Below are 16426 nucleotides of genomic sequence, written 5' to 3'. Positions count from 1 at the left end.
CCCCCTAAAGATGATTTTAAATTTATGTCAAACCGTCCAGCAGCGGTATTACCGCTGCCTAAACGCCTTCACATCATCCATAAAAGCTTTCACTCGTGCTTGGTCCACATGGTTTTCGAATTTCCCATCAACTTTAAAGGCTGTGCCGACAACAGCTCCGTCAGCAATCGACAATTGCTCAACCAGATTCTCGCGGCGAACGCCCGTATTGGCAAGGACGACCGTCTCTGGCACCGATTCTTTGACTCGTTTTAGAATTTGCGAATCCGTCTGCGCACCCGCAGTTAGACCGGATACACAAAGCGCGTCAGGACGATTGTTGAATACAGTTGATTTAGCTACGCTCTCAATGTCACGGTCAGCGACATACTTCGCTGCTTCCGGAACAATGTTGAACAACAGCTTAACATGGCCTGCACCGATCCGTTGCTGATGACGCACCGTCTCGCCTACATTCGTATTCCAGAGGCCGAAGTCGCTGGCATAGACACCGGTGAATATTTCACGAACGAACAACGCGCCGGTCGCCGCAGCAAGGTCAAGCGACTTCTTCGCATCCCAGAGAACGTTTACGCCAAAAGGAATTTCAATATCTGATTTCAATTCGCCGACGATGCGGGCCATTGCTGCAACCGTTTCTGTCTTCACTTCCGTCAAATAAGGCAAGCTGAATTCATTAGAGAACATAACCGCGTCTACTCCGCCATCCTGCAGCGCCTTCAAGTCTTTTCGAGCCATCTCCACCACGTAATCCATACCCTTTTCACTATCGAAATAAGGGTCTCCAGGCAAAGCCATCAGGTGACACATCGCAATAATCGCTTTCTCCGTGCCAAGTACGTCTTTTAACCATGTCATATCTGTCATCCTCCCCAGAATGTGTCTATCTAATCTTGTTGATTTTGGTCTAGCGAATGAACCTGATGCATGCGGACCTATTAGCCTCGGCTAAAGTCTACAGTGCCGTCGAATGTATACAGCAGATGCTCTAGCAAATCAATCAGCTTGCTGACATCATCGAGATCGACCGATTCCACAGGAGCGTGCGTATAGCGTGCAGGATAGCCGAGATCAACCATCGGCAGTCCGTCATTCTCCAATTGGCTAAAGGATGCATCTGTCAGAATGCCCATAAATACAGCAGGCTGCAGTGGAATATGATGATCGGAGGCGACTCCCTTAATATGCTTGACCAGCTTCGGATTTGGAATAAGGCCGCCTAGCGTACCTCTGCCATGAAACGTATACATCCCGATGCTTGGGCCGCCGCCAAGCGATATATCGCCTTTCGTCTTCAGATCAGGCGTATCTGTCGCAATCGTAATATCGAGCGTAATAGCCAGATGCGGATCAATTCGGCGTACAGCCGGCAAAACGCCGCGCAAGTTGAACTCCTCTTGAACAGAGAATACGATATAAAGCTCACAAGGCAGCCCGCTATCCTTCACCCGATCTGCCAGTTCCAGCAAGGCGAGGCAGCCAACACGATTATCAAGCGCATTGGAGAATACTCGAGTTCCGTTGTCAAAGTATTGCCGAGCATACATGACCGGCGTGCCGACATCGAATCCTGCGTCCAGCGCTTCCTGCTTGGACTTGAAGCCGAAGTCGGCGAACACTTCGCTCACCGGAAGCACACGATACTTCTCTTCAGATGGCGTTACGTGATGAGCCTTTGTCCCGATGATGCCGTTCCATACACGGCCGTTCGCCTCGACGATGACCGATTGCCCAGCCAGACTCTTCTCTGGAATGCCGCCAAGCCTCTCTACACGCAGAAATCCGGAATCTTCGATTTTATTGACGACAAGACCAAGCTCATCCATATGGGCGAAGATCATAACGCGATAGGGCTCCTGCCCTTTAATCTCATTCATGCGTACGGTGACGTTGCCGAGCGCGTCTACCTGAATCTCTTCCCCAACCCCTTGCAGCTGTTCCTTCACATATCGAATGACCAAATCTTCATAACCGGATACTGCCGCAAGCGAGGTCAATTCCTGCAGTCTCTTCTTCATGTAATCCATCCGCTGTTCCATTCGCTAGCCTCCCATGCGTATAAATCCTACCCTTAATGTACAGCCTCTCTATTCTTTGGCTGCTACAGCTCCTTCATAAGCTCCTTGGTCCCCTCATACAGGCGGTGATAGATCTTGTAGTAACGCTCGTACAGCTCCTGTTGGTCGGATTGCGGCTCGATGTAACGAACAATCTTCACCCAAGCATCGATTTCTTCCAGCTTATCGTGCCAGCCTAACGCCATCCCGCAAATGAAAGCGTTTCCATATGCGGCGCCAACGGTCACCTCAGGTATCGCTTGGCGTACCCCACAAATATCGCTTACGCTTTGCAGCCACAATTGATTTTTGACGCCGCCGCCCACCGATACAACTCGCTGAACCGATGCACCGAGGCTTTTCATGACGTCGAAGTTATGCCGTATGGAGAATGAGATGCCTTCCAGCAACGAGCGGTACATATCCGCGGTTGTATGATTAAGGGATAAGCCGAACATCATGCCTTTGGCCGAGGCATCATGGATGGGTGTACGCTCTCCGCTGAAAAAAGGCAACGTGATCAATCCGTTTGCACCAGGCGGACTGAGTCCTGCCTGTTCCGTCATATACGTATAGGCCTGATCGACCGACCAGCCTGATGCTTCTCCGCTTCCCGCATTTCTGCCCAGACACTGATCGACAAACCACCTAGTCAACGAGCCCGCCGTTGCCGTGCCTCCAGTCAGCGTATTCGCTCCAGGAACAACATGGACATTCGGCCATAGCTGCTTCGTCTTCATGATCTTGTCCGTTGTTAGAATAAAGAAGGTCGAGCTTCCGAACATCATCATCAAGTCGCCCTGATGAATGGCGCCGATGCTAATCGCCTCCGACATGGCATCGGCTGTACCGGCGATTACTTTCGTCCCCGGCGCCAAGCCCGTTTCTTCCGCCGCACTCGCCGTGACCGCACCTACAATATCGGTACTCCAAGTCAGCTCTGGCAGCTTTTCAGCATCTGTAATGGAAGCTACCATATCCGAATTCCATTCTAACGTGCGGATATCGAACAAGGGAGCGTAGTTGACCGCCGTATACCGGTCCATGATGTATTGTCCAGTCAGCTTGTAGACCAGATAACCCGAGCCGCATAAAAATTTGGATGTCTGTTCGTACACTTCCGGCTCCCGGTCCTTGATCCATTTGATTTTCGGACCTGCTGCCTGAGAAGTTAGTGCTTGGCCCGCAATCTCGAATATCTGCTCTTCTCCTGCCGACTCGTTCAACGCTGTAATCTCGCGTTCTGCCCGAGTGTCGACACCATACAAAATCGCCTTGCGAAGCGGAGCCCCGGTCTTGTCTATCGGAAGTACCGCCGGAGCGATCGAACTGACGCCGACTGCCTCAATCTCGTCTTTCGTTATGCCGTACTCCATTTGCGCTTTATGAAGCAGCGATTGAGACAATAGCTTGAAGTCATGCCACCATGTCGACTCTGCGTCATGCTCTGCCCACCCGCGATGTGGGATTTCCAGCTGATGCGGTACGGCGCTTTGCGCAACAATCTTGCCATTTCGATCAACTAGCACACCTTTGGATTCGTATGTCCCTATGTCAATACCCATTACATATGACATGTGATGTCCTCCCCTGTCAGCTTTACGAATTTCCCCATCAGCCTACGCTATACGAGAGTAATTTTCCCTTGGAAGCCTAAGTCTAGTGCCGGATGTTCGCTGTCATCGTCGCTTCGGTTCGTAATAATCTCGCTTAACTGGTCGAATTCGCATACTTTCAATAAAGAGGACGCACCCACCTTGGACCGGTCTACAAGCGCAATGACTTCCTTGGATTGCGCGATGAAGGCTTGCTTGACTTCGGCTTCCTCCACGCTGTAATCCGTCAAGCCGCGTTCTCTGTTCACTGCGGCAAGCCCTAAGTAGTAACGATCGAAGTTGAATTTTTTGATCGTCTCTATGGCAACGCTTCCTACCATCGACATTTCATTAAAACGGATAAGGCCGCCTATCATATAAACATGGAGATTGCTCTTGGACAAGATGGATGCCACTTGGAAGGAAGAAGTAAATACAGTGATGCCTCTTCTCTTGACGAGTGCTTTCGCAAGCTCCGCCGTCGTCGTGCCAACATCCAGAGCGATAACCTCGCCTTCTCGTATTTGATCAGCAGCATATTGTCCGATCTGGCGCTTCAGGTCATGGTTTTTCTTCTCTCGCTGGACGAACAACGGCTCAGCTCCCTGATCAGGTAGCGCAGCCCCGCCTCTCCGTCTGGAAATGATGCCTTTCTTCTCCATCGCGACCAGATCGCGCCGTACCGTTACTTCCGATACGTCAAGATGCTGGGCTAATTCTTCAACGGTTAAAGGCGAATTTTCATGCAATAAGCTTACAATTTGCTTCTCTCTTTCAGTTGACATTCCAATCAATCTCCTTGTTTGTATAATAGCATAGCAATCAAATATAAATCAATAATTATCATAAATTGATCAATATAAATCTTACAATGATCATAACCAACATAACGCTAATTGTAAACCCTTTCATTGCGTATCCCGTCATTATTTTTGTCTTATCATGATGAATGAGCAGCATTAATGTCCTATCCATCGCTATAAAAATAGAATTTCGCACATTCCCAAGGGTGAACACAGTTAAATTTAATCATAATGAGCTTATTATTCCTGCATACATGAAAAAGAATGATCAAATCAATAATCAATTTGATCATTCCATAACATTTTCGATCAATCTGATTGATCACTTGAGCTTGAGCTTTTATGCGTATCAACCCGTGGTTTTCTCCAGCCATATATCTTTGAAATCGATCCATCCCAAAGAATTCATGCCGATGCCTTTAATATGAGGGGTGTGAAACATTTGAAGCTTCTTATGCAATAGAAAAAGAACATGTGTCTCATCCCGCAGTTTATATTCGATATCCATAAGTTCCTTCCATCGCTTGTCCGTCTCCCTGCTTGCAAGTGCCTTATCAATTTTATTCTCCACCCACTGCAGAAGCCCCGGGTCCAGATGATCTCGCATGAAATTTCCCGTTTGCTCGAACAGCTCGATCATACAGACCTCATCCTCCGCAAATACGACGCAGTACAATAGACAATCTACATCCTGTCGAACCTGCTCATCTCGTATACTCTTCCAGTTCTCCAGCTGTATCTCGACGGCAATCCCATAGGAAGCAAGCTCCTTCTGCAGCCATCTGGCGTCCTTCTCATGAATACCGTAGGTCCCGATCTTCAATCGCTCTCCCCCATAACGTGATCGCTTCAACAATTCTAAAGCCAGCTCCACATCAGGGCAAGCAACGCTGTCATAGGATTCTTCTCCAGGATAGAAGCCGCTGGCTGGATACATTCGATCCCCGCCAAGCTCGGCTACCATACGGTTCCGATCCACGAGCAAGTCGATCGCTTTGCGGAAATCTGCCGACTGCTGGGGTCCCTTTTTTCCCCGATTCCAGGTGAGCAGACTACAGCCGTTGGTAACATATTCGACCTTTTTCCAGTCTTGCGCCGGCTGGTAGTCCTTCGCATCATGATCAATAAGCAGCTGATCCCAATTTTTCGCAAAAGCTGCCGTATCCTCCGGCATGATGACGATGATGACGCCATCAAGATGCGCTCTGCCAAGGAAATAATGAGAATTGGCTTTCATAATAATGCGATCTGCCGTCCATTCCCCAAAGCGGAACGGCCCCGTCCCCACTGGATGCTCCCAAAATTGTTCATCCTGCTCGACCAGTTCATGCGGAACAATCGACATACCTGTTGAGCACATATAGCGAGGCAGCAGCCAGTTTGGACGATCCAGCTTAAGCGTCACGGTACGCGGACCTCTTCTCTGAATGTCAACGATCGTCCTCACGAACCATCCCGATGCAGCGCTGCCTCTCAATCGTTCCAGAGAATAGATTACGTCCTCGGCAACCAGATCACGACCATGGTGGAATTGGATTCCTTTTCTCAGATGAAACGTCCACTCCTTGCCTTCCTCATCATGCTCCCATGCATGCGCCAGAGAAGGCACAATCTTGCCAGCTTCCCGGTCATACTTCACCAAACAATCGAACAGCTGCCTGACCATATGAACACTAAAGGCATAATACAACTCCTTAGGATCAAGCGTCAGAATGGGGCGGTAGACGGGAAGTCTAAGCAAATCCGCCTCCAAGTCATCAATCAGTTCCGTCCTATAACCGAAATGGCTGTTCATCCATTCCACAAATTGATGCCTTACTCCCGTGCCTTCCCCGTATTGATCAATGAGTTCAAATGCATATTTATATTCGCCCCTCGAAGCATACTGCTGCGCAAGCTCCATCAGCTTCTTCTCCTTCGGATAAAGGAACGTAATCCGCGATCTGTTGCCGCGCCCGCGTCCAGCCTGCCATTCGATGAACCCATCTTCCTCCAGCTTGCGGACAATAAATTTGACATTGCGCTGCGTACAATACAATGCCTCTGCCAATCCCTCCAGAGACACTTCAATCGGCTTGCCGAATCCAATAGGATCTGCCACTTTGTTGTACATCATCAGATATCTTTCTTCACTGTTCATGACGATACCCTCCTCCGCGAGAGGCTGTATTTTATAAAAGGGGAAATAATCAATTCAGATTATACACTTTTTATGTCCCTTTTACGAGCGCATAATGGTGTTAAAATACAGGAGTACGGGAGATGGTAGCAATGCTCATGCATGATTTTATTCCTCACCAATTGTGGAAGGATCGGGAAGCCGAGCGAATAAGAGAGGCAAGTTATATCGCCAACTCGAACGAAACGACACAATGGGACGCGGATGCACCGGATTGCCAACAACCAAAGCTGAGAAATCCTTTTTTGCGTAAAATCGGCTTTCTGTCCTAGAGTCATAAGAGATCGTACATTCTATCTCATAAAGGAGCTGCCTCGCATGTCTGCATCCTTATCCATTCAACTGCTGCAACACCTTACCCCCGCACAAGCCACCGAACTGTCCAAGTTATTGCAGAATGTAGTACAGGACGGTGCGTCAATAGGCTTTCTCTCACCGATGTCGCTGGAGGAAGCTGAACAATATTGGCAAAGCGTATTGGAACCAGGCGCCTTTCTATGGGCTGCCTATATGGATGGCAGTCTTGTCGGAACGGTCCAGCTGCAGCTCGCCATGAAGCGAAATGCCACGCACCGCGCGGAAATTGCTAAACTCATGGTCGATCCGTCGGCACGCCGGCACGGCATTGCGCGCGCATTGATGAATACCGCACATGAGCAAGCTGCCGTGGAGAACAGAAGCTTGCTCATCCTGGATACACGAGCCGGCGATCCTTCCAACAAGCTCTATCATTCGCTCGGTTATATCGAAGCCGGACGTATTCCTGGCTTTGCCCGTTCATCGGAGGGCGGCTTGGACGCAACAGTCATCTATTATTTGAACCTCTAATCGGGTAAACACTTCCTATTCTCATAAGAATTCCCTTGCTATGCATAACTCCTCTTCGCCCGTTCATCCTAAGGGGTGGAGGTGAAGATCATGTCCGGAAGAAATAACAAGCCGCGCAACGACGGCCCTGCAGCCAACCCTTCAAGGCTGGATCAATTTGGCGACAAGCTCGCGGATGATACGCAGGCATCGCCCAAACAAGTCCGCACCAACGAAAAACCGGCGAATTAAGAAGTCTTGTACAAAAAAAGGAGTGCCGCGTTGGCCCGCGGCACTCCTTCTTCACTCGATATCCGTACATTCCTAAACCATCATCGGAATCCATCTCGATTCGTTCAGCGCTTGCGGGGCAACCCGATTGTAGAAACGGTGCTGATCGTATCCCTTCTTATCGATGTAGTTGCTTCAGGAAACAAAGATCACGCTCTTGAATGAATTGGCCTTCGTAGGTTGTCGGCTTTTTCCCCTCCATAAGCCCAATAGCATCCTTCAAAGAATGCCAACTCAAGACAGAACCCGGCTCTATTCCCTCTTCTGAACGTTCTGGTTCCTTTTCAGTATTCAGAATCTGGCCGACATAGCCATAGGAGAATTGCAATAGCTCACGCTCATCGCGATATTCAATGACGAGGCCGATATGATCCGTCAGCTCGACCTTTGCATCAAGCTCCTCCCTGACCTTCCTCTGCATAGCCATCTCCAGCGATTCCGACCCTTTAAGGCCGCCACCTGGCAGTTTGTAATAATTACCATTCTTAATATGCAGCAGCGCCACTTCATATCGGGCATTGAAGATAATGCCTCTAACAGTCCGGCGCATCCAGAAGTTCCCGCCATGTCTGCGTGAGCTGCCGTCCCGCCCGCTAAGACCCAATTCACGTTCATAGATTTCCCGCAACAGCTCCATGACATCCAATTCCTTCCTGACCATGATCTAGCTTATCTAGGGGTTAACGCTTTACCTTTTAGTTTTCATTGTTCGTTGAATAGAAATGCAGCTTATTGCCGAACGGATCGGTCACCTGGACCGAATTCCATTCCTCGGAGAAGCCAGGTCTGGCGTAACCATATAGCTTGGCAACTAACTTCTCTTGCCAAGCCTTCGCATCCTCCACTTCGATCCTCACCGCCGCTCCTGGCGTACAATCGCCATGATGCTCAGATAGATGCAATACACAGCCGCCTTTGGAAACCTGCGCATATAGCGGGAACTGGGATTCATACCGGTGCTCCCAATCCCAAGTAAACTCCAGAAAGGATACATAAAACTCCTTCGCCTTGCCTTCATCAAAGATACGAAGAATCGGTACAGCTCCTTTAAATTCCATAAGCGGCTCCCTTCTGATAAGTAAACCAAGCTGGACTTAACCTATGCACTTCCACGATTATACATCTTCTTAAGCAAGGAGGAAAGATGCATGCCTAACACAAAAAAGACCCTTCACAGCCGACAAGCTGTAAAGGATCTTCTTCTACTATAAACAGTCCGATTATGCTTTTCTTCGCTCAACCAGATTAATGCCAATTCCCATACAGATCACACCGATCAAGGCAAGTTTTGCTACAGGCATGAAGATATCGCTCCATCCCGCATCATATAGCGCCAATTGCTTCAGTGCGTTCACGGCATGGGTAATCGGGAGAAATTCACCAGCAATGAGCAGCAGCTTATTCGTCATCAAGCCCGGCGGGAAGTAGATTCCCGCAAGAAGCGGCATGATAGGCAGAATGACGGGCAGCAGCATTTGGAATTGCTCCGGCGTACGTACGATTCCTGCAAGCAGCATGCTAAGCGATACAATAGCGGCAGAGTAGAGCACCATTATAAATAGCATAAGACCATACTGATTTCCCAGATCGTAGCCAAAAGCGAAGACAAAGACGAACAAGACCGTAATCATATGAATCAAGCCGATAATGAGACTGTAGCATAGATGTCCCATATACATCCCTGTCTTGGTCACGGGCGATAGAATGACCCGATTCCAGATGCCAAGCGCCTTCTCATTCATGACGGCATTGATCTTATATCCAATTGTGAACATCGCCAGAAATAAGGTAAAGCCCAGCAACAGCTGAATACTCATTTCATTGCCAGCCATTGCCCTGCCATCGGGTCTAAGTACAACCTTGTGTACAGGAGGACTTGTCATAAAGGACTCAAAGTTGGTTCGGACAGTATTTCCACTGCCAACTAGACTCGCCGCATGTGCCAGCCTTCCATCTTCGGATGCTATCCGGTGCATGTGCTCTGACACCATCGATTGATGGATGCCCTCTTTCGTAGCAACAATCCGGAATTCTTCATCCTGCATGAGCCGGACGGCCAGCGGCGTCTGACCTTCCCTAACGTCCCGTAGAGCCTTTTCCTCGTTGGTCAATTTGAATGTCAAATGGCCTGAGTCATTCATACGCGCCACTCGCTGCTTCGCCTCATCATGACTCACGCCCCGATCCGGAAAGGCTGCATATTCCAGTTGTCCGCTCATGTTCGAGCTGAATAATAGCATCGCCGCTATGCTGATCGCCATAAAAATGAGAATAAGAGCAGGAGAACGGCGATCATGTCTCCACTGCGCCAGGAATACAGCTATCATACCGCCCGCCCCCTTCTGGGATAGATCCATGCGCTAAGCGCTGCCAAGAGAATCGCATAGACCATCAGCAATAGAAGTTTCGAGGCAAGTTGGCCGCCATCCTCATATTGAATCCATTGAAGCGCCATCGTCAAAGCATGGCCGTTGGGCGTCCATTCTCCAATGGAGCGAAGCCATTCCGGCAGCACATAGAGCGGCACGAATCCCCCGCCAATGACACCGATGATAATTAATAGCAGATTGAACAACGCATTGGCCGCATCGATATTTTTCATACGGAACATGACAGAAGTGAAGAAAACCGCCAACCCTGCGACCATAAAAGAAAAGACAATCACAATAATAGCCAGGCCGCCCCAGAACGCAACAGACCTGCCATAAAATAATCCCAGTGCGAAATGGCATGCCGTAAGGACGCTGGTCAATTGCAAAAATGCAATCATGAACGATGCAGCGAACTTGCCGCCCAAGTAATAGAAGGGATTATTGCCGCTTAACCGGATTCGTTCAATGACACGCTCCCGTTTCTCCCCCGAAGCATGAAAAGCGATCGTAGCCGAGATCAACACCGTAAAAATCATACCCATCGACAGACTGAAATATTGGAAGCTCGTAATCGGCTTCACGCTATCCAGAAGCTCCATACCTCCCTTTGGCTGTAACTTCATTCCTTCTTCAAGCTGATGCTGACCTGGCATGTCTTGCAACACATAACGAAGTCCCATTCCGACATTGGCTTCTCTCATATATCGATCCACAACACCCGTCACCAAATCAAGCTTGAGAGAATGCTCTAGCGCAGAGATCATGATGGTTCCGCCATTCCCTTCCTGCAGCCATGCTCGCTCCAATGCTTGAAGCGTAAACCCACGGGGGATCGTCAGAATGGCTGTAACTTCTTTCTCCTGCAGCATAGTGACCGCTTGATTCCCGGTCGTCTCGGCGACTTCAACCCATTCCTTTACTTCATCGCTAGCGAAGGTCATCCGAAGCCCTTCAATCACTCGATAGACTTCAGCGTCCTCCAGCACATTCGCTCTCCATGAATCCTCACGATCAAATCCCATGATGACGTTTCTGAATTCGGCGAAAGCCTCTTCCTCATTATCTTCGATCACAAGCGCGATGCTTGCCGATCTGTCGCTTGGGCCTGCTTCAATCCAACTGGACAGCGCATAACCCAATATGACGCTAAGAACAATCGGTACGAGCAGAACCACAAGAAGCTCGTTTCGATCTCGCCAGAAAACGAGCATATCTTTTTTCAAATAAGGTAACATGCCGCCCCTCCTAATCCCGCAGCTTGCGGCCAGTAAGATGGAGGAACACATCTTCCAGACTTGGCGTATGAACCTGAATTTGGACAATTTGAACGTGATGGCGTTCCGCTGCCTGCACGACCTCTGTCAAAATGCCGCTTTGTTTGGTGACGATCAGCTTGACGCCATCCTCGGTCTCCTCCGCGGATCGGACGAACGGCAGCCCTCTCAGTTCCATGAGCAGCTCGGGACTTGGCTTGGAAAGCTGGACAATCATCGTCTCTTCGCCGGACAGAATGCGAAGCAACTCTTCTTTCGTTCCCGATGCAATCAACCGGCCGTGATCCATAATGTATACGCGGCTGCAGAGCTGCTCTACTTCCTCCATATAATGGCTTGTGTACAGCACCGACATGCCCTTCTCTCGGTTCAGCTTGCGTACTGTATCGAGAATATGATTGCGAGATTGAGGGTCGATGCCGACAGTAGGCTCATCCATAATGACCAGCTTCGGTTCATGCAGCAGCGCAGCCGCAATATTGATGCGTCTCTTCATCCCGCCCGAGTAAGTCCGGATCAGTTCATGCTGCCGTTCGGTCAATCCTACAAGCTCCAAGGTGTTTGCAATTCTATCCGTGAGGTGTTTTCCCTTCAACTTATAAATGCTTCCGAAAAATCGCAGATTTTCATAAGCGGACAGCTTCTCATACAAAGCAATCTCTTGCGGCACAACGCCAATGATGCGGCGAATATCACCAGGCGTCTTCAGCACGCTGCGCCCATCCAGCCGAACATCTCCGCTTGACGGGTACAACAGCGAAGATATCATCGATATCGTAGTCGACTTGCCGGCTCCATTGGGCCCTAGCAGCCCAACAGCCTCTCCCTGCTCAATGTACAGGTTGATGTTGTCCACAACAGTCTTGCCTTTGAATGTTTTGCGCAACTCCATTGCTTCCAGCATGTTCCCATTCTCCCATCCGGTATAGAGTAAGCTATTATGCTGCAGCTTCTGTCAATCAGTGTATAGCAAGAAAGACAGTGTTCCCACTGTCTTCCGTCATAAAGCAGTCTCTTATGTATGACTTCCGTCATGTTTCGGAAAAAGTCTGACCATCCAGCGGATGGCCATTCGGAATCACTCAGACCACATGATGACGGATCGCATAAATCGCAAGTTGGGTACGATCTCGCAGATCAAGCTTGTCCAGCACGACGCTGATATGGTTTTTGACCGTACCGAGAGATAGGGACAGCTCGCTTGCGATTTCCGCGTTGCTGCGGCCTTCGCCTACCAGCCTTAGAATATCCTTTTCCCTTGACGTGATCGCCGGATCAATATCGGGAAGCTGACGCTCTTTCATCAGCAGCCGTGGAATAACTTTGGCTGCTACATCCTCCTGCAACGACAATCCACCTGCCAGACAGCTCTTAATGGCGCGAAGAAGCGCTTCAGGCTCAGCCTCCTTCAGCATGTATCCGTTCGCTCCGCTCTTCAACGCCTCCATTGCATAGTCATCGTCATTAAAGGTCGTCAGCATCAGAATCTTCATGGATGGCCATCTCGACCGGATGATTCTGGCCGCTTCGAGACCATCCATAACAGGCATGCGGATGTCTAGAACCGCAATATCGAAGATACCGCTTTCGCAAAGCTGGACCGCTTCCTTGCCGTTGCCGGCTTCGCCCGTCACCTTTAGTTCGACATCCGTCTCCATCATCATCTTCAGCCCTTGCAGCACCATCGCCTGGTCCTCGGCCAATAAAATCCGAATCATGCCATCCCCCTTTCCTTCGTCATAAGCGGCAGTGTTCCACTTACGATAAACGTTTTTTCGTTCTGAATGATATCCAGCTTACCACCGGCTTCCTCCATTCTTTCTCTCATGGAGCGCAAGCCGAACCCCTCCCGATAAGGTCGGGCTTCCTGGATTGGATGCAGCACTTCAAACCGGAACACGCCTCCGCCCGGCGCCTCGAATACAATGTCCGCTTCCTTCGCACCGCTATGTCGCATCATATTCGTCAGGGATTCCTGTACCGCCCTGTAGAGCGCCACGGATTGGGCCGGAGTAAGCGGCACCGTAAGCGCGCCATGACGCAGATTGAAGTTGACGCGAAGGTAGCTCTCCACTTCCAGCCTTCTGATGAGATTGATGACAGCGGATAGACCGCCTGTTTCACTATCTTTGAGCGCTTTTACGGCGCTGCGCGTATCGTCCAGGCTCTCCTTCGCCAGTTCCTTCAAATGACTTAGCTTCTCTGCCGTTTCAGAGTCCCGCGCACCCATACGGAACACCTCCAGCTGCATAAGCAGCGCCGTGAGCTTATGGCCTACCGAATCATGAATATCACGTCCCACTTGTGCGCGCTCTTCCTCCCTTGCGGCTTTTTCGTTCGTTGCGAGCAGCCGCCTAAGCTTCCGGTATTCCGTAAGCAGCGCCTCGCCTCGTGCAATCTCATGCTGTTCATTCATGTATGTAAGACGGAAGGCGCAGAAGGCAACTCCAGCCGCTAGGCCAAATAGAGAGATATAATAGACCGAAAAACCTGGGAGTCCATAGAAAGACGGCATTAACGCACCTATCCAAGTCATCATACCGATGACGGAGGCACCCGCAAGCGGCAGCCGATAAGCACCTTTTCCCGCAATAATGGCAAGGAGAAGCAGTGTATACGGATTGGGCTCACCTCCCGGCTCCGGCCATAGACTCGCGGTGGCCGCAACCGCCAGCAAGGCGAGCAGCAGCAATTGGGCGGCAGGCATCCGGCGGGCAATGGGGACGAGGAAGTAAGCGCTCATGCCAAGCGCGCAGACCAACAACCGCCATGACATACCCTGCTGCGGCTCACCATGTTCGAACATAGCAAGTCCCCATGCCGCAAGCAGCATGGCTAGCCATATCCAATAGGATCTCATCTGCACTCACCTCCCTGTGTACATAAGAATAAGAAACGACCGACATACTGGCTGCCGGTCGTATTGTTTCATTATAAGCATCAGGTTTGCTGAAGACCTCTGCTGTATGCAACAACTTCCTCATACGGCAACTTTCCTCCAAATATATCAAGCGCACTTCCGATCGTCAAATCCAGCTTTCCACCGGAAAGCTCCAGGAAACGGTTCATATCCGCAATGGAACGGGCGCCGCCTGCATACGTCGTCGGGATATTAACCCATTCCGCCAGATCGCGAACAAGCGACTCCTGAATACCGCTCTGCTTGCCCTCGACATCCACAGCGTGAATCAAATATTCGTCACAATAGCTCTCCAGCTCCCGAATATTCGCTTCATTTACTTCAAAATCGCTGAATTGCTTCCATTGATTCGTAACAACAAACCATTTGCCGTCCTTTTCCTTGCAGCTTAAATCGATGACCAAACGCTCCTTGCCCACTTCGGAAACGATGCGGCGCAGATGCTCCTCATTCAATTGTCCGTCGCGGAAAATGTAAGAGGTCACAATGACATGCGATCCGCCTCTCTCCAGATAAGACGCCGCATTGTCGGCTGTAATGCCGCCGCCGATCTGCAGGCCGCCGGGATAGCGGGCCAACGCTTGTTCTGCCGCCGCTTCATTACCAGGACCCAGCATAATGACATGTCCTCCCGTCAGCGCATCCTTCTTGAACAAGTCAGCATAATAACCGGAATCATGGGCGGATACAAAATTTTCAATAATAGCGTCGTTAAGCGTCTCGCCTACGATCTGCTTCACTTTCCCTGCGTGAAGGTCGATACATGGTCGGAATTTCAACGTCGTTCCTCTATTCTACTAGTATGATGTAAGCAACAGCTTGTCTTAGTACCCTCTATTCTGACATAGAGTACCGCATCACCGCAATGTGTTTTCTACACGCTCCCACATAATTGCATCCTTCATTCGGTAATCCGCATAAATCGTTTCGTCGTTCCTATCTGAGACGCGCACAACATCTCTCCCATCTTCCAATCGAACCAGTTCCGCCAGATAACCTTGAAAAGCAGACAGACTCTCCAAGAAGGACTCGCTGATTTCCAGACTTCCTTCATACCAGCGCATTAGAAAGAGATCAGGAGAGTGATTACCTATACCTTCAAATACAACGACCATCTCGTCCACACTGTCGCGAGTAAGATCCATCCCTTGCACCTTGCCCCAAACATCGAAGGAGTACATTCGTTTCTCCTCACTCCCGTCGTAGAAGAGATACTTAAACAATCCAGGGCCTGTCGCCATTAGCGGAATTCTGGCCAGTATCTTTGCTTCCTCGTTACCCGCTATAGGCTGTTCCAAGATACAAATATCGACACAACGATCGGGCGACTCCAGGTCCATACCTGGCAGCAGATCAAGCAACGGATACTGCTTGTCATTCCATTGGAGCAGACCATGCACGACAGCAGTTCCGTCCGCACGGGCCGGGGCATTGTAGATATGAATCTCTGCTCTCTCCGTATCCGATGTATTGAAAGTTGCAGTGTGAACCTGATGCCAATCCGCGCCAGCCTCCCCCACCTCCAACTCCAGACTATCAAGCGTCCGGTAAGCAAGAGTAAACGTCTCTGGAAATGGCACATATGAATCCTCAAAAGATGCCACAGGCGTAGGGGCAATCGGAGAAGGTGACGGAGCCATTCAGATTTTCTTCACCTTTCGGGCTCCCCCCTGATTAGGATAAGAATCGTTAACCCCTCCATTGATCCAGTACTTAACACGATCTCCGACTTTATATCGAGAGGAGTGAGCATTTAACCAGATCGCTGAACCTTCATAATCAGGAAAAATATCTTTCCAGGACGAGCCGAGATAAGGCTCCGCTGAAAAATCAAGTATGAGAATCCTTTTGTCATCTACCTCGAAGACGACACCCTCGCCATCAGGTGAAGATAATGCACAGCCTGTCAGAACGAATAAGAAAAATAAACTGAACCAGAGCATTTTTTTCATAAATCATCATCCGCCTTTCTGTTGATACAGACTTCGCCCGCAGTGGTTCCGCATTAACATGCGGACAGAACAACTAAGAGCAACTCGACATTCATGGAATTTTGTCAGCTTATGCAGGAAAGGAGGAAGCTGTCCGCTTGCAATGGGACAGCATCCTTGAACGACTAAAGTGGTAG

At 49.8% G+C, this 16426-nt stretch carries 18 protein-coding genes; 3 read left to right on the top strand and 15 right to left on the bottom strand.

Annotation, left to right across the window (positions count from 1 at the left end):
* Window positions 1-48: 48 nt before the first annotated feature.
* From DX130_RS06435 to DX130_RS06410, 5 genes are all read right to left on the bottom strand, one after another.
* Window positions 49-858, bottom strand: a complete 810-nt coding sequence (locus DX130_RS06435) for a BtpA family protein (protein WP_116043730.1) — start codon at window positions 856-858, stop codon at window positions 49-51.
* A gap of 80 nt (window positions 859-938) precedes the next feature.
* Complete coding sequence (locus DX130_RS06430; protein WP_116043728.1) at window positions 939-2039, bottom strand: M42 family metallopeptidase; 1101 nt, start codon at window positions 2037-2039, stop codon at window positions 939-941.
* Window positions 2040-2101: 62 nt separating this feature from the next.
* Window positions 2102-3634 carry an FGGY-family carbohydrate kinase gene (locus DX130_RS06425; protein WP_116043727.1) on the bottom strand — a complete coding sequence of 511 codons (1533 nt, stop codon included), beginning with the start codon at window positions 3632-3634 and terminating at the stop codon, window positions 2102-2104.
* A gap of 47 nt (window positions 3635-3681) precedes the next feature.
* A complete protein-coding gene (locus DX130_RS06420) occupies window positions 3682-4437 on the bottom strand; it encodes a DeoR/GlpR family DNA-binding transcription regulator (RefSeq protein ID WP_116043725.1) in 756 nt (251 codons plus the stop codon).
* Window positions 4438-4804: 367 nt separating this feature from the next.
* Entirely contained in the window at window positions 4805-6595 is a 1791-nt protein-coding gene (locus DX130_RS06410) for an SgrR family transcriptional regulator (RefSeq protein ID WP_116043722.1), read from the bottom strand.
* A gap of 122 nt (window positions 6596-6717) precedes the next feature.
* Here DX130_RS06410 and DX130_RS06405 point away from each other — a divergent pair, with 122 nt between their 5' ends.
* From DX130_RS06405 to DX130_RS26370, 3 genes are all read left to right on the top strand, one after another.
* Complete coding sequence (locus DX130_RS06405) at window positions 6718-6906, top strand: hypothetical protein (RefSeq protein ID WP_116043720.1); 189 nt, start codon at window positions 6718-6720, stop codon at window positions 6904-6906.
* 46 nt (window positions 6907-6952) lie between these two features.
* Window positions 6953-7462: a GNAT family N-acetyltransferase gene (locus tag DX130_RS06400; protein ID WP_116043719.1), complete on the top strand. Its 510-nt coding sequence runs from the start codon at window positions 6953-6955 to the stop codon at window positions 7460-7462.
* Window positions 7463-7552: 90 nt separating this feature from the next.
* Window positions 7553-7693: a hypothetical protein gene (locus tag DX130_RS26370; protein ID WP_165861181.1), complete on the top strand. Its 141-nt coding sequence runs from the start codon at window positions 7553-7555 to the stop codon at window positions 7691-7693.
* 157 nt (window positions 7694-7850) lie between these two features.
* Here DX130_RS26370 and DX130_RS06395 read toward each other — a convergent pair whose 3' ends face one another.
* The 10 genes from DX130_RS06395 to DX130_RS06350 form a co-directional block, all read right to left on the bottom strand.
* Window positions 7851-8369, bottom strand: coding sequence for an NUDIX hydrolase (locus DX130_RS06395; protein WP_165861180.1), 519 nt, complete (start codon window positions 8367-8369; stop codon window positions 7851-7853).
* 58 nt (window positions 8370-8427) lie between these two features.
* A complete protein-coding gene (locus DX130_RS06390; protein WP_116043716.1) occupies window positions 8428-8790 on the bottom strand; it encodes a glyoxalase superfamily protein in 363 nt (120 codons plus the stop codon).
* A 162-nt stretch (window positions 8791-8952) separates the two neighbouring features.
* Window positions 8953-10059, bottom strand: coding sequence for an ABC transporter permease (locus DX130_RS06385; protein WP_165861179.1), 1107 nt, complete (start codon window positions 10057-10059; stop codon window positions 8953-8955).
* Window positions 10056-11339 carry an ABC transporter permease gene (locus DX130_RS06380; protein ID WP_165861178.1) on the bottom strand — a complete coding sequence of 428 codons (1284 nt, stop codon included), beginning with the start codon at window positions 11337-11339 and terminating at the stop codon, window positions 10056-10058. Before DX130_RS06380 ends, DX130_RS06385 begins: the two co-directional genes overlap by 4 nt.
* Window positions 11340-11349: 10 nt before the next feature.
* Window positions 11350-12282 (bottom strand): ABC transporter ATP-binding protein, encoded by a 933-nt coding sequence (locus tag DX130_RS06375; RefSeq protein ID WP_116043711.1) that lies wholly within the window; start codon window positions 12280-12282, stop codon window positions 11350-11352.
* Between the two features lie 178 nt (window positions 12283-12460).
* The gene (locus DX130_RS06370) at window positions 12461-13096 is read right to left on the bottom strand and encodes a response regulator (RefSeq protein ID WP_116043710.1); all 636 of its coding nucleotides are present in this window, start codon (window positions 13094-13096) and stop codon (window positions 12461-12463) included.
* A complete protein-coding gene (locus DX130_RS06365; RefSeq protein ID WP_116043708.1) occupies window positions 13093-14238 on the bottom strand; it encodes a sensor histidine kinase in 1146 nt (381 codons plus the stop codon). The genes DX130_RS06370 and DX130_RS06365 overlap by 4 nt, the downstream gene beginning before the upstream one ends.
* An 80-nt stretch (window positions 14239-14318) precedes the next feature.
* The gene (gene hisA / locus DX130_RS06360; RefSeq protein ID WP_116043707.1) at window positions 14319-15077 is read right to left on the bottom strand and encodes a phosphoribosylformimino-5-aminoimidazole carboxamide ribotide isomerase; all 759 of its coding nucleotides are present in this window, start codon (window positions 15075-15077) and stop codon (window positions 14319-14321) included.
* Window positions 15078-15155: 78 nt separating this feature from the next.
* Window positions 15156-15938 (bottom strand): hypothetical protein, encoded by a 783-nt coding sequence (locus tag DX130_RS06355; RefSeq protein WP_116043706.1) that lies wholly within the window; start codon window positions 15936-15938, stop codon window positions 15156-15158.
* The gene (locus tag DX130_RS06350; protein WP_116043704.1) at window positions 15939-16250 is read right to left on the bottom strand and encodes a YobA family protein; all 312 of its coding nucleotides are present in this window, start codon (window positions 16248-16250) and stop codon (window positions 15939-15941) included.
* Window positions 16251-16426: the final 176 nt, after the last annotated feature.

Origin of the sequence: Paenibacillus paeoniae, from assembly GCF_003388735.1 — a bacterium.
GTDB lineage: Bacteria > Bacillota > Bacilli > Paenibacillales > Paenibacillaceae > Pristimantibacillus > Pristimantibacillus paeoniae.
Note: the sequence above shows the minus strand (reverse complement) of the source record. Positions and strands in the feature narration are given on the sequence as shown.